The sequence below is a fragment of the Rhodococcus sp. NPDC057135 genome (genome assembly GCF_042670865.1).
In the GTDB taxonomy this organism is placed as follows: domain Bacteria; phylum Actinomycetota; class Actinomycetes; order Mycobacteriales; family Mycobacteriaceae; genus Rhodococcus_F.
This window is the reverse complement of the sequence record NZ_JBHUUU010000014.1, coordinates 47,014-60,554: the sequence shown is the minus strand read 5'-3', so window position 1 is coordinate 60,554 and position 13,541 is coordinate 47,014. Positions and strand designations below refer to the sequence as shown.

General features: G+C 63.6%; 12 protein-coding genes. 3 read left to right on the top strand and 9 right to left on the bottom strand.

What is annotated here, in order from left to right; all coding sequences use genetic code 11:
• Positions 1-49: 49 nt before the first annotated feature.
• A complete protein-coding gene (locus ACFT1A_RS23880) occupies positions 50-1,357 on the top strand; it encodes a DUF222 domain-containing protein (protein ID WP_378449039.1) in 1,308 nt (435 codons plus the stop codon).
• Here the strand turns inward: ACFT1A_RS23880 and ACFT1A_RS23875 are convergent.
• The 8 genes from ACFT1A_RS23875 to ACFT1A_RS23840 all read right to left on the bottom strand — a co-directional run bounded on the left by ACFT1A_RS23875 (position 1,354) and on the right by ACFT1A_RS23840 (position 10,541).
• Entirely contained in the window at positions 1,354-2,955 is a 1,602-nt protein-coding gene (locus tag ACFT1A_RS23875; protein ID WP_378449038.1) for a substrate-binding domain-containing protein, read from the bottom strand. The two genes, ACFT1A_RS23880 and ACFT1A_RS23875, sit on opposite strands and share 4 nt — an antisense overlap.
• A 213-nt stretch (positions 2,956-3,168) precedes the next feature.
• Positions 3,169-4,581, bottom strand: coding sequence for an acyl-CoA synthetase (locus tag ACFT1A_RS23870; protein ID WP_378449037.1), 1,413 nt, complete (start codon positions 4,579-4,581; stop codon positions 3,169-3,171).
• 12 nt (positions 4,582-4,593) lie between these two features.
• On the bottom strand, positions 4,594-5,274 hold the full coding sequence (locus ACFT1A_RS23865; protein WP_378449036.1) for a rhomboid family intramembrane serine protease: 681 nt from the start codon (positions 5,272-5,274) through the stop codon (positions 4,594-4,596).
• A 64-nt stretch (positions 5,275-5,338) separates the two neighbouring features.
• Positions 5,339-6,442 (bottom strand): succinyldiaminopimelate transaminase, encoded by a 1,104-nt coding sequence (gene dapC / locus ACFT1A_RS23860; RefSeq protein ID WP_003945226.1) that lies wholly within the window; start codon positions 6,440-6,442, stop codon positions 5,339-5,341.
• A 5-nt stretch (positions 6,443-6,447) separates the two neighbouring features.
• Positions 6,448-6,771: a ferredoxin gene (fdxA, locus tag ACFT1A_RS23855; RefSeq protein WP_003945248.1), complete on the bottom strand. Its 324-nt coding sequence runs from the start codon at positions 6,769-6,771 to the stop codon at positions 6,448-6,450.
• 146 nt (positions 6,772-6,917) lie between these two features.
• Positions 6,918-7,676 carry a hypothetical protein gene (locus ACFT1A_RS23850; RefSeq protein ID WP_378449035.1) on the bottom strand — a complete coding sequence of 253 codons (759 nt, stop codon included), beginning with the start codon at positions 7,674-7,676 and terminating at the stop codon, positions 6,918-6,920.
• Positions 7,676-10,234, bottom strand: a complete 2,559-nt coding sequence (locus ACFT1A_RS23845; protein ID WP_378449102.1) for a bifunctional FO biosynthesis protein CofGH — start codon at positions 10,232-10,234, stop codon at positions 7,676-7,678. The genes ACFT1A_RS23850 and ACFT1A_RS23845 overlap by 1 nt, the downstream gene beginning before the upstream one ends.
• 118 nt (positions 10,235-10,352) lie before the next feature.
• Positions 10,353-10,541, bottom strand: coding sequence for a hypothetical protein (locus ACFT1A_RS23840; RefSeq protein ID WP_283301526.1), 189 nt, complete (start codon positions 10,539-10,541; stop codon positions 10,353-10,355).
• A gap of 82 nt (positions 10,542-10,623) precedes the next feature.
• Between ACFT1A_RS23840 and ACFT1A_RS23835 the strand changes: the two genes are divergently transcribed.
• Together ACFT1A_RS23835 and ACFT1A_RS23830 are read left to right on the top strand one after the other, a co-directional pair.
• Positions 10,624-11,127 (top strand): PH domain-containing protein, encoded by a 504-nt coding sequence (locus tag ACFT1A_RS23835; protein WP_214885416.1) that lies wholly within the window; start codon positions 10,624-10,626, stop codon positions 11,125-11,127.
• Positions 11,124-12,695 (top strand): PH domain-containing protein, encoded by a 1,572-nt coding sequence (locus tag ACFT1A_RS23830; RefSeq protein ID WP_378449034.1) that lies wholly within the window; start codon positions 11,124-11,126, stop codon positions 12,693-12,695. Before ACFT1A_RS23835 ends, ACFT1A_RS23830 begins: the two co-directional genes overlap by 4 nt.
• Here the strand turns inward: ACFT1A_RS23830 and ACFT1A_RS23825 are convergent.
• Positions 12,655-13,500, bottom strand: coding sequence for a uroporphyrinogen-III synthase (locus tag ACFT1A_RS23825; protein ID WP_378449033.1), 846 nt, complete (start codon positions 13,498-13,500; stop codon positions 12,655-12,657). The two genes, ACFT1A_RS23830 and ACFT1A_RS23825, sit on opposite strands and share 41 nt — an antisense overlap.
• Positions 13,501-13,541 lie beyond the last annotated feature (41 nt).

Below are 13,541 nucleotides of genomic sequence, written 5' to 3'. Positions count from 1 at the left end.
TTGTCGACGTTATTGTCGAATGTATGTTCGACACTACCGGGGGGTAAAAGTGACGACGCAAGCATCTGAACAGGCGATATCCAAACAGGCGATATCCGAAGAGGCGATCGGACAATTCCGAGCTTCACTCGTCAGCATGGATCGTTCCATCGACAACGCAGCGCGCGTGGACCTTCTACGCGCATTGGAAGAATTGAAGGCCAGTTGCGCTGGGGCCCAAGCGTTACTGGCTGCCGACCTCGATACCTTGACCCGCAAGGACCGCGGCGAACGGGGAGTTCGGCGCTCATACCAGGGCCGCGGCATCAACGCGCAGATTGCACTCGCACGGAGGGAGTCTGCGTGGTTCGGAACTCAGCATCTGAACCTGGCCCGCGCACTGAACGACGAGATGCCGCACACACTTCGACTACTCGTCGACGGCTCCATCAGTGAGCATCAGGCGACGATCCTCATGCGCGAGACTTCATGTCTCACCGCCCAGGATCGCGCTACATTGGATCGCGAGTTCTGCTGCGACGCTGCAATCTTGGACGGATGCGGCAACCATCAACTGACAGAAAGAATCCGCGCACGCACTGCCGAAATTGACGCCGACAGTGTCGCCAGACGAGCACGCAAAGCCGTGGGAAACAGACGAGTGACGGCGCGGCCCGCACCCGACACGATGTGCTGGCTCAAGGTGCTTCTTCCCGTTGCCGAAGGTATCGCCGTACATGCCACACTCGGACGCGATGCAGATTCCGTTCGTGCCGGCGGGGATGAGCGCACGCGAGCTCAGATCATGGCTGACCTCCTGGTCGAGCGTGTCACCGGAATCGGCCGCGCCACACCGGCACCCGTTACCGTGAATCTGGTTGTCTCGGATCAGTCACTGCTGGGCGACAGCACCGACCCTGCACACGTCCACGGGTACGGACCTGTACCAGCCGACATTGCACGCGAGTGGATCGCCAAGTCCAGCGAAGACTCCGAAACGATGGCAATGGTCCGAAAGATCTACGCATGCCCCGACACCGGCGCGATGACCGCGATGGAATCAACGGCGAGAACCTTCCCGAAGGGGTTGGCGCGATTGATCGAACTCCGTGATCGAAGCTGCCGCACTCCGTGGTGCGACGCGCCGGTTCGCCACCGCGACCACATTCGCGATCACAACAAGGGTGGACCTACCAGTGCAGCCAACGGCGCAGGATTGTGCGCGGCATGCAATTACGCCAAGCAGGGCTCGGACTGGTCTGCCGAACCTGCACCAGGCAACCGGCACACCTTCACCACGACGACACCTACCGGGCACCGATATTCGTCTGCGGCTCCGCCACTTCCGATACCGTGGGCCGGTCCCGATGCGGCCTAAGTTCCTCGGTGAGCCAGTGCATTCACGAACACCTCGGAAATTTCCGAGGGATCGCGAGCGATGTACGTCGAACCGCCCGTCACGCGGGAGATATCGGCGAGCGCCGCAGCATCAGCGTCGTCGGTGATGCCGATGGTGACGATGATGACCGGTCGAGCCGGATCCTGCTCGCGTGCAAGTACATCGAGCAGCTGCTCACGGCTGATGCTGTCAGGGTCTTCGTTGGCACCGTCGGTCAAGATGATGACGCTGTTGACCGCTCTCGGATCGTACGATTCCTGAACCTTACGGAAGGCGGCCAAAGTCGTGTCGTACAAACCTGTGGCGCCACGCTTGAGTTCGGTGAGCCGGTTCGCCTGATCCGCCATCAACTTTCGTTGAGTCACACCGTCGACAATGGTGTCGTAGCGCCTGATCGGCACCAATTCCTGAAAGTCCTGGGTTCCGTTCATACCTTGGGAGAACGCCCACAGACCGGCAGCGACGCTGTCCGGGAAGACCTGATTGCCGGCAAGAGCCGCACCAGTTGTCAGCTGCATGCGGGTCTTGCCGCCGGCCGCCGGATAGTCCATCGAGGCCGACACGTCGATCGCGACGAGCGTTCGGATCGGCTTGGCCATCAACGCCCAAGCACCCAGTGTTTGATCTGCCACCGATTGTTCGGACACGGTCAGTGCCGTGACGTCACCGACGCCACCTTCGACAGCCCCACCGCCGGAAGTACGGAAACCGTTGCGTGTCAGAACTTCCTGTGCAGATTCACTGTGCAACAAGTCGGCGATGGCGTCACTCTTCTTGGCTGCGGCGTAGTGCCGATCCGGTGCCGAAGCACTCACCACCAGGGGGTAATCCATGATCATGGTTCCCGTCGCCGGCACTGTCGCGGAAATCTTCGACTCGGCTTTCGTGAACTCGACTACCTGCTGCTCGGTCGAAACACCGACCTTCCCGGAGCTGACCAATTCGGTGAGCATCTTCTGTCCTACCGGCTGATCTTCGGTACGAACACTCTCCGCTTGGGCATGGGGCACGAGGGCCGCTCGAACCGATTCGGAGGTGGCGCCGGTCTCCGCGAGAGCTCCGAGAATGGGCGCCGATGCAACTCCGGTGAACAACGGATTGCCCAGCGCAAGATCGGGGACCTGTAGCGCGGTGAGCCAACTGGCAAACTGTTCGCCACCGCCGGAGGCAAGAACAACAGGCGAGGTGGCGATCGAACCTCCCGCGGCAGCCACCGGCCCTTTGGCCGTCAATGCAGCTTTGCCGACCCACGCTGTCGAATCCGGTATCCACATGTCCGGAGCGTCGACGCCCTTACCCAAAGTTCCCGCAACGTCGCCGGGCAGCGCAGAGGTGACCGTGATCCGCGAGCAGCCCGTCTGCTCCGGCGACGATTCTGCGAGGATCTCCGTGACCGCAGGCGCGATCGCAGGATCTGCTGCCAGCGAGTACTCGTCGACGCTCTCGCAGGAATCGGACTGTGTTGCCTTGAAGACCACCACCCCGGTGGCGACTACCGCGACGGCAACCAACCCACCCACTGCGTAGAACCCGATCGACCGCCCGCTGTCAGGACTCGAATGCCGTCCGCCCGCCATGAAATCTGCCCTTCCGAGGCCACTCGCACTGGGGCATACCGACGGCATGCGTGCGACTGGAGCTATCCCTACCGGGCGGTAGTGTAGCCAAGAACACAGAAATTCCAACTAGCACTGAATCATCCAAGAACCGGCGAGCCCACATTCCGGGACAGGTCGGCTGAATTCACGAACATTCAAGCGTCGCAGCGACTTTTCAGCAAACAGATCGGCTCAGAACAGTTCGCGCTTCTGGACCTTGCCCATCGCGTTACGCGGCAGTGTCTCGGCAAAGCGAACCTCACGGGGACGCTTGTGCGCCGACAACTCTGCCCCGACCAACTCGACCAATTCAGCTTCGGTGACCTCAGCACTCCCGGGCTTTCGGACTACGACGGCGATGATCCGCTGCCCCAGGTCGGCGTCGGGGACACCGATCACCGCAACTTCGGAGACCGAGGGATGCCCGAGGATGGCGGTCTCGATCTCGCCGGCGCCGACTCTGAATCCGCCGGTCTTGATCAAGTCGATGGATTCGCGGCCGACGATTCGGTGGAACCCACCCTCGTCGATGACGGCGACATCACCGGTCTTGAAATAGCCGTCCTCCGTCCAGGACTCGGCGGTTGCGTCTGGACGGTTCAAGTAGCCGTCGAAAAGCATCGGCCCGCGTACCTGTAGGCCGCCGATGCTCTCGCCGTCGTGTGGCACGTCGTTGCCCTTCTCGTCACGAAGACGAGTCTCGACACCGCGCAGCGGCACGCCGACCCACCCCGGGCGTCGTTCGCCGTCGAAACGCGTGCTCAGGGTCAGCATCGTCTCACTCATGCCGTAACGCTCGATTGGCGTCAATCCTGTTCGCTCACGCAGCTTTTCGAAGACCGGCACAGGAAGCGGCGCGCTACCGGAAACCAGAAGTCGGGCACCGGACAACGCCCTGGCAGCTTCTTCGTCTTCGGCGATACGCGACCAGACGGTGGGGACACCGAAGTAGAGGGAGCCTTTGGCCCGTGCGTAGTTTTCCGGCGTCGGCTTGACGGTGTGGATCACCCGGCTGCCGATCCGGAGGGGGCCGAGGATTCCGAGAATCAGTCCGTGCACGTGGAAGAGCGGAAGCCCGTGCACCAGCGTGTCTCGCCACGTCCAGTCCCAGGCCTCGCCGAGCGCGTCGATCCCGGCTGCGATGGCCGAGCGACTGAGCAGAACACCCTTCGGTGGGCCGGTAGTTCCGGACGTGTACAGGACGAACGCTGTGGACTGTGGTGCCGGTTCGGGATAGCTGTGCCACGAGCGCGCGTGCAATCGGACGGGAACTACGGGCAAGCCTTCGCAGTGTTCGTCCGTTTCGCCGAGCCACGCCTGCGCACCGGAGTCACGCAGAATGTGCTCTCGCTCAGCCTTCCCCGAGTCCGGCGGGACCGGCACAACAGTGACGCCGGCAATCAATGCCCCGACGACGGCGAGGATCGTTTTTGCTGTGGGAGTTGCCAATACGGCAACCCGATCGGCCTGCGCCACTCGCTCCGCGACCGAGGTCGCGGCACCGAGAATGACACTCCGCGAGAGAACCGTGTCACCGATCGTCACGGCGTCGTCGAGGTCGTCACCGCGGGCAACAGCAAGGGGGTTCAGGGATCTCAGCAGCACCACGACAGCATCTCACAGCGCAGATGGTCGCAAACTTTCTCCTGCCCGACGCGCATCCATCGAGTGCGGCGGGAACAGCGTCACCAGCGCCGCCCCCAAGAGAGCCCCGGAAAGAACGGAGAATCCGTGCGCGTCGTCGACCGTCACCAGGGTTGCGCCGCCGACCACAATCACGGCAGTCAGAACAATCTCGGGCATTCGCGGGCGCACCAGAACGCCGATCCCCGCGGCCGCCGCTGCCAGAGCAAGTGTGGCGCCGGAGTTTCCTGCGCCGGTCGACGGGAAGACTGCGGTGGTGAGCAAACCGAACAGCAGTTGACCGAGCAGGAAGAGAGCCCAGCCGCGTGCGGCGCCCCAGAGCCGAAACGCCGGCGGCGCCACCACCGCCAGCGTCACGAGATTGGTGACGGTTCCTGCGACCCCTCCGTCCTGAACGAGCACCGAGGTCAGAATGCGCCACCATTGACCGTCGCGAATCGAAGCGGGATCGCGACGAAACATGTCCAGCAGTCCCGGCATCAGCGCCTGCAGGATCGACGGAACTGCCACCACCAACCAAAGAACAGCGGCCGAAAGAGGGAAGTCTCCGAATATTCGACGATCCTTCAGCCAGGTGAGCATCAGCGCAACCGAGGCAACAACGACGGCGACGATCAGTACCGCGTCCAAGCCGCCGGTCCCTGAGGTGGTCACAGCGCGACCTTACATCGGACTGATACCGACATCAGGGAACCTGACACCTGCGAACGCACACAGTTCAGGCGGAGAGGCGCTTTGCTGCTGCGGCGATTCGTTCGTCTGTTGCGGTGAGAGCGATCCGAACGTGCTTGCTTCCGCTCGGTCCGTAGAACTCACCGGGAGCAACGAGAATCCCGCGATCGGCGAACCAACTGACCGTCGCTCGGCATTCCTCGCCGCGGGTTGCCCAGAGGTACAGGCCGGCCTCGGAATTGTCGACGGTGAATCCGGCGCCGCGAACAGCTTCGATCAAGACGCTGCGACGCTCGCGGTACCGCTCGCGCTGGATGTTCTCGTGTTGGTCGTCGCCCAAGGCTGCGGTCATCGCGGCTTGGATCGGCAGCGGCAAGATCATTCCCGCGTGCTTGCGCACCTCGAGCAGTTCCGACACCAGAGCCGGGTCACCGGTGACGAACCCGGCCCGATAGCTGGCAAGGTTGGACGTCTTCGAAAGTGAGTGGACCGCAAGCAAACCGGTCAGATCGCCGTCGTTGACGCGGGGATCGAGAATGGAGAGTGCATCCGCTTCCCAGGTCAATCCGAGGTAGCACTCGTCGGAGACGACGATGGCGCCGCGCTCGCGCGCCCAGGCCACGACCTTCTGCAAGTGCTCGAGGCCGAGCACCTTGCCGGTGGGGTTGGACGGCGAGTTCACGAAGATCATCGCCGCCGACTCGGGACCGAGCTTGTTCAAGCCGTCGGCGCGCAGGACGCGTGCGCCTGCCAACTTCGCCGCGACCTCGTAGGTCGGGTACGCCAACTCCGGAATGACCACTAGATCGTCGGCTCCGAGACCGAGTAGTTTCGGCAGCCACGCAATCATTTCCTTGGTACCGATGGCCGGCAGCACCGCTGCCGGATCGACGTCGGGAATGTTGTAGCGGCGATCCAGTGACTCCGCCACGGCCTCGCGAAGCGCGAGCGTGCCATGAGTCGTCGGATATCCGGGCACCTCGGCAACAGAGGCGAGAGCCTCCTGAATCACCGGATCCACCGGATCCACCGGCGTACCCACGGACAGGTTCACGATGCCGTCGGGATGAGAGTGCGCCTTCGCCGTGACGTCGGCGAGCGAATCCCACGGAAAATCAGGAAGCCCAGCGGCCACCGGAGTACGAGACAAGATCTCTATTCCTCACCCATGGGAGGCAGCGCCTTGATGAACGGCGTGTCGTAGTCGACCTTGCCGAGCTTGGCGGCTCCACCAGGCGAACCGAGATCGTCGAAGAAATCGACGTTGGTGCTGATGTACGCGTTCCACTGGTCCGGGACGTCGTCTTCGTAGAAGATGGCTTCGACGGGGCAGACAGGTTCACACGCGCCGCAGTCGACACACTCGTCGGGGTGGATGTAAAGCATGCGTCCACCCTCGTAGATGCAGTCGACAGGGCATTCTTCGATGCACGCCTTGTCCATCACATCTACACACGGTTCAGCAATCGTGTAGGTCACTGCCGATCTCCCTGCCTTCCTGTCGTGCATCGCCGCCGCAACACGCAGTTGCTCGGGGCCGAAAATCCGATACGACTCTCACGTACCGCGGGAACAGCCTATTATCCCCCTGCCTACCGACTCTGAGCAGGCGGGGGTAACACATTTCAGCCTACTGCGGTGATGTTCCTCGACCGAATCGCGATCCACTTCGCCCCCAGGGCGGCCGCGCGTACCAGTGCGCCCCGCTCACCGAGGTAATCCGCCACGACGCCGACCACCGGAATCTTGCCGAGAATCTCGTACGGTTTTGTCCGCGACGGCCGCTTGTGCAGCTCGTCGGTGATGGCGCGGAAAGTCTTCGACGTGCGCCACAAGGTCCCGATCAATGCGAAGGGGCGCCAGGTCTCGTCGGTGCCACTGACCGACTTTTCGGCGAAATCCTCACCGGCGAGCAGATCTCGGGACTTGGTCTCACGCCGGCACAGCACCGACGCCAAGAGGTCCACCTGCTGATCCCGTTCGGTCACTCCGTGTTCACGGGCAACCGCAACAAGCACAACGGCCTGATTCGCGAAAGCCAGCAGGTCCTGGATCGGCAACCGATTGAGGAGGACGCCGAAGATGCCGGGGAACGCGACGGCAACGGTGTTGAGTGCGCCCAACCTGGTCGTCCACCACTTCGAGCGCTGCTCGTCCGTCATCACCGACCACGCCGCGGTCCCGGGGAACTTGACGACATCGAGGGCCCAAGCGGCTGCGTCCAACACCATCGCGGCAGCGTTTCGCTCAGGATCGGTCGGCTCGAAGGTCCGACGCTTGATACCGAGCGGATCGCTGTAGGCGAGGTCGAGAACCGGGTTGATCCCCCATACCGCTCGATCGAGAACCTCGACGACCTTGCGGTCCCCCAATACATCAGCCATCAGGCAATCGCTCCTTCGCGTCGTGCATGTGTGGTGGTTCGCTCGCGCGCCGGACGTCCGATTCCCTCGGCGATGGCGCGCAGTTCTGCGACGGTCTTCTCGGACCCGTGTTCGGAGCCGGCCATCCGCGAGATCGTCTCTTCCATCAGCGTTCCGCCGAGGTCGTTGGCTCCCCCGTTGAGCATCATCTGCGTTCCGGTGATGCCGAGTTTGACCCAGCTGGTCTGGATGTTGGGAATGCGGCCGTGCAGCATGATGCGTGCCAGCGCGTGCGCAGCGCGGTTGTCCCGATTGGTCGGCCCTGGTCGTGAAGCGCCTGCCAGGTACAGCGGCGCGCTCTGGTGGACGAACGGCAGAAGCACGAACTCCGTGAATCCGCCTGTGCGGTCCTGGATTCCGCGAAGAACGTTCAAGTGCCCGACCCAGTGGTGCGGCTGGTCGACGTGTCCGTACATCATCGTCGAACTCGACCGCAGTCCTACCTCGTGGGCCGTGGTGACCACTTCGATCCACTCCGCCGTCGGCAGTTTGCCCTTGGTGAGGATCCAGCGCACCTCGTCGTCGAGGATCTCCGCTGCCGTGCCGGGAATGGTGTCGAGTCCCGCCTCACGCAGAGCCGTCAGCCAATCCCTGATGCTTTCACCGCTGCGCGATGCACCGTTCACGATCTCCATCGGCGAGAACGCGTGAACGTGCATCGATGGCACGCGCTTCTTGACGGCCCGGACCAGGTCGGCGTAACCGGTGACAGGAAGTTCCGGATCGATACCGCCCTGCATGCACACCTCGGTCGCGCCGGCGACGTGCGCTTCCCACGCACGGTCGGCGACCTGGTCTGCCGACAGTGTGAAGGCGTCGGCGTCGCCCTTGCGCTGTGCGAACGCACAGAACCGGCAGCCCGTATAGCAGATGTTGGTGAAGTTGATGTTCCGGTTCACGACGTAGGTGACGTCCTCGCCGACGGCTTCCTTGCGCAGCGCATCCGCGAGTGCCACAACGGCTTCCAAGCCCGGACCCTCTGCGGTGGCCAGGGCCAGGTATTCGTCGTCCGAGCATCCGGCGGGATCGCGTTCGGCACTGCGCAGCGCAGCCAGCAGATCGGTGTCGACGCGAATCGGAGCGCTCAGCTCGAGTACCTGCTCGCGCACGGTCTCCCAGTCGCCGAACGCACTGCCCAGGTCACTGCGGGTCTCGGTGTTGCGCCCGTCCGTGTCGATCTCCGTATTGAGATCCACGCGTCCGCTCGATTCCCACGACTCGTCCGGCTCCTGCCACGGCCGACCCACCGGCTTGGTGTCGGGCAGGGCGAGGCCGGTCTTGGGGTCCGCGAGCGCCTGCACGTGGCCGGCGATGCGCGGATCGATCCACGGAGCCCCGGCCAGGACATACGCCGGCTGAGCCGCGGTGCGTTCGGTCAGTGTGAAGCCGCCCTCGGCGCTGATCTCGGCCAAGGTCTCGAGGTTCGGCCACGGGCGCTCGGGGTTGACGTGATCGGGGGTCAGCGGTGATACCCCGCCCCAGTCGTCGACGCCTGCGCCGAGCAGGGCGAGGCACTCGCTGTTCGAGACGAGGTTCGGCGGACTCTGAATCCGCATGGTCGGCCCGAGTAGTAGGCGCGCGACGGCAATGGCCGCGAGAAATTCGTCGAGTCCCGCATCAGGAGTATTGCGCATCGCGGTATCAGGCTTGGCCAGGAAGTTCTGAATGATCACTTCCTGGATGTGACCGAACGCTTTCTGCGACTTGCGTATCGCCATGATCGACTCGGCACGCTCGAGGAAGTTCTCCCCGATGCCCACGAGAATGCCGGTGGTGAACGGAATGTTCAGTCGGCCTGCGTCGGTGAGGGTGCGCAACCGAACCGCGGGGTCCTTGTCCGGGCTTCCGTAGTGGCATTCGCCCTTGTCGGTGAACAGCCGAGTTGCCGTCGTCTCGAGCATCATGCCCATCGACGGCGCGACGGGCTTGAGCCGCGAGAGTTCCTGCCAGCTCATCACACCGGGATTCAGGTGTGGGAGCAGTCCGGTCTCCTCGAGCACCCGAATCGACATCGCTCGCACGTAGTCGAGGGTGGAATCGTAGCCGCGTTCATCCAGCCATTGCTTTGCTTCCGGCCAGCGAGCCTCGGGGCGATCCCCCAGCGTGAACAAGGCTTCCTTGCAGCCCAATTCGGCGCCTGCCCGGGCAATGTCCAGAACCTCGTCCGGCTCCAGGAACATGCCGTGCCCTTCGGCACGCAGCTTCCCCGGCACGGTGACGAAGGTGCAGTAGTGGCACTTGTCCTGGCACAGACGAGTCAGCGGAATGAAAACTTTCCGCGAATACGTCACGGTGTTCGGCCGACCCGCTGCCAGCAGACCGGCATCGCGAACCTTGGCCGCCGAGGAACACAGATCGGTCAGATCGGTTCCACGTGCCTGCAGCAGCGTTGCCGCCTCGTCGACATTGAGCGTCGCTCCGTCGCGTGCGCGACGGAGAACTCGCCGCATCGCCGACGCTGACGGGCCGGGCGACGGACTGGACGAGGCGGACGCGGAAATACCTGGCATCGGAAGCATGGTGGGTTTGCCGGAGTCATCACCAGTTCGGTTCACCTAGCGATCATGCGCCATGTGAGACGACTAGTGCCACCCGGTGCCAGAAGTAGGAGGCCTTACTGCCGCGATACCGCCTCGGTCACGACGGCCGATAGTCGTCGTCGACCGAGACCTCGACGCGTTGATCCACCACGTCAGCCACAGGTGCGTCGAGCGGAATATCGGTCAGATCGGGTTCTTCGGGGGCGTTTGGATCTACGGGTGTCGATTGTTCGAGCGCATCTGATTCCGGAGCCTCCGGGTCGAATGTCGCATCTTGTTCGGTCATCACGTGCTCCCTTCGCGGTCGCCACACTCCACGATAGGGCCGATGTCGACAGATCGCCCCTCACTCGACCAAAGTAGTGCCCATGACTGCGCCGCAACCGCTCACCATGGCCGACCCACTATGGCGTCCCAGCACCAAAGCCCCGAGGCTATGGGCAATCACTGCCTCACTGTTCTGGGTACCCGTCATCGTCGCCGAAATCGTCTGTGCCGTCTTGATACCCGGAATCCCGTCCTGGGTGGTCGGCACGGTATTCGCAGTCACCGTGCTCTTCGCCGCCACCTACATTCTGATGGTTCCGGCGTGGCGGTATCGCGTCCACCGATGGGAAATCAGTGACACCGCGGTGTACACACGCACCGGCTGGTTCACCCAGGAACGACGCATCGCACCGATCTCGCGCGTGCAGACCGTGGACACCGAGCGCGGACCGATCGACCGCATGTTGGGTCTGGCAACCGTGACTGTCACGACGGCGTCGTCGGCCGGCGCTGTCAAGATCTCCGCACTCGACCAGGAAATCGCCGACCGCACGGTGGCTCAACTGACGGAGATCGCTGGCACCAACGTGGGGGACGCAACATGAACGAGAAACAGTTGGGCGACCCGACCGCGATCGAGATCCCGGTCGAGGCGGAAACGGCAGCTGCCGAGGCAGCCGAAGAGGAGCAGCCCTGGCTCCGCCTCGACCGCCGCATGCTTCTGGTCCACCCCGTCAACGAAGTCGTCAAACTCCTCCCGGTCCTACTCGTCTCCGTCGTTCTCGGCAGCCAATCCGGAAACCACTGGTGGGGTCTCGGCGTCGTCACTCTGCTCGTCATCTTCGGCCTGTTGCGGTATTTCACCACCACGTACCGCATCGGGCCCGTTCATGTTCAACTGCGCACCGGGGTATTCCAGAAAAAGCTGCTCTCGGTCCCGCGCAGCCGCATCCGATCTGTCGACGTCGAGGCCGGGGTCATGCACCGACTGCTGGGGCTGTCGATCGTGCGCATCGGGACCGGCCAACGCGCTGGGAGCGGCCACGATTCGAACAAGTTCGAACTCAACGCCCTCTCGACCGCCCTGGTTCCGGACCTTCGTGCCGCGCTGCTGGCCGGCGCGCAACAGGCACGCAACCCTGAGGTCCCCGGCACTCCGGTCGAAAACATCGCCGAACCAGTCGATACCGAGATCGGACACTGGGAGCCGAGTTGGGTTCGCTATGCCCCCTTTTCGTTCACGGGAATTGCCATCATCGCGGCGATCATCGGCATCTCCTTCCAATACGGCATCGGCACTGCCGTCGCGAAGTCCTCGGCAGTCAGCGACAGCTTCGACTCCCTCGAGAGCCTCGGCATCGCGGTGATGGTCGTCATCGCACTCGTCGTGCTGCTGGTGCTGTCGAGCGCACTCGCCTGCGTTCAGTATCTGATCGCGTTCGGCAACATGAAACTCACCGACAACGGCCGTATTTTGCACGTCAGTCACGGCCTGTTGAAGACCCGGCAGACCACACTCGACCGAGCCCGCCTGCGCGGCACGACGCTCAAAGAGCCGCTCCTGCTGCGTCTGGCGCGCGGCGCGCGCCTCGACGCCATCATGACGGGAGTGAGTGCCGAGAAGAAGGAATCTTCGCTACTGCTCCCGCAGGGACCGCGCAAGGAGGCCGAGCGAGTGATGGCCACCGTGATCGGTGACTCACGCCAAGCGTCCGCTCCCCTGATGAATCACGGCCCGGCCGCGCGGCGTCGCCGGTACACCCGAGCGCTGTTTCTGGCGGCAGTGGCGTTCCTGGTCTGCGTGGTGTGCGCGGCATCGGGCCTCCACGTGCCGATCTATGCGTGGTTCGGAGTCGCTGTACTCGCGATCGGCGGCGCTGCCCTCGCCTACGACCGATACAACGGCCTCGGCCATGCAGTTCTGCCGGGGTGGTTGATCACCCGAAGCGGCTCGCTCGATCGCCAGCGTCACAGCCTCGAATCCGAAGGTGTCATCGGCTGGACGGTGCGCGAGACGTTCTTCCAACGTCGCGCAGGCGTGGCGACCGTCGTCGCCGCGACGCCCGCCGGCACCGGAAGCTACGAGGTGATCGATCTCCCCGCCGAGAACGCGTGGGCTTTGATCGAGGCGGTCACTCCGGGCGGAGGCGACGTCTGGGCAGGTCGTCGATGATGAGCCTTGCCAGCGAACCGAGACGCGATCGCTCCGGCTGGATGGTGGGAACACCGAGCAGTTCCAGCGAGGCGGCCGTCACCGGTCCGACGCAGTAGGTCGGTACCGGTCCGCGCATGGCTGCGACGAACCGCTCCAGCTCGCCCATTTCTTTTGCCGTGCTGAGCATCGAGGAGACCGCGGGGGCGCTGGTGAAGGTCAGCGCGTCGATTGCACCGGAACGAACTGCAGCAACCAGCGCGCGGACTGGCGACTGATCCGGCGGCCGGATCCACCGATAGACCGACACCGGAGTGACTAGCGCGCCGGTATCGGCAAGGGAAGCGCTCAGATCCGTCAACGGCTCCCATTCGGTGATGGTGCCGTGCAACTGGACTGCGACGCGTAAGCCTGCCACTCCCTCACTTCCGAGGTGCGCCAGAACTTCCTCGGACGACTCACCCGAAGGTGACCACTCCTCACGCAATCCGGCGCCTCGGATGGCACCCGTCGCCTTGGGGCCGCGGGCGATGATTCGTGTCCGGGCCAAAGCTCCGAGGAACTCGTCGGTCAAACCCCACGACGCGACGGCGTCGAGCCATCCGCGAAAGCCGATTCCGGTACTGATCACGACCAGATCCGGTGGATCGGCGATCAGGGCGGAGGTCTGGGTGCGCAGGTCTCGGTCGTCCACCAACGGCAGCACATGGATCACCGGCGTCCGAACGATCTCTGCACCTCGACGTTCGAGGAGCGTCGCAAATTCTTCGGCACGCCGTTCTGCGGTCAAGGCGATCGTCGCACCCGCCAGATCATGTTCAGCCACAGGCTGAGTGTCCCTTATGTATGGGTTACTTTCCTACGCGC

Bases quoted from the DNA above. Each gene is read 5' to 3' on its own strand.
- ACFT1A_RS23840 (WP_283301526.1), bottom strand. From the start codon at position 10,541: ATGACCGAACAAGATGCGACATTCGACCCGGAGGCTCCGGAATCAGAT.
- ACFT1A_RS23830 (WP_378449034.1), top strand. From the start codon at position 11,124: ATGAACGAGAAACAGTTGGGCGACCCGACCGCGATCGAGATCCCGGTC.
- ACFT1A_RS23835 (WP_214885416.1), top strand. From the start codon at position 10,624: ATGACTGCGCCGCAACCGCTCACCATGGCCGACCCACTATGGCGTCCC.
- ACFT1A_RS23845 (WP_378449102.1), bottom strand. From the start codon at position 10,234: ATGCTTCCGATGCCAGGTATTTCCGCGTCCGCCTCGTCCAGTCCGTCG.
- ACFT1A_RS23850 (WP_378449035.1), bottom strand. From the start codon at position 7,676: ATGGCTGATGTATTGGGGGACCGCAAGGTCGTCGAGGTTCTCGATCGA.
- ACFT1A_RS23875 (WP_378449038.1), bottom strand. From the start codon at position 2,955: ATGGCGGGCGGACGGCATTCGAGTCCTGACAGCGGGCGGTCGATCGGG.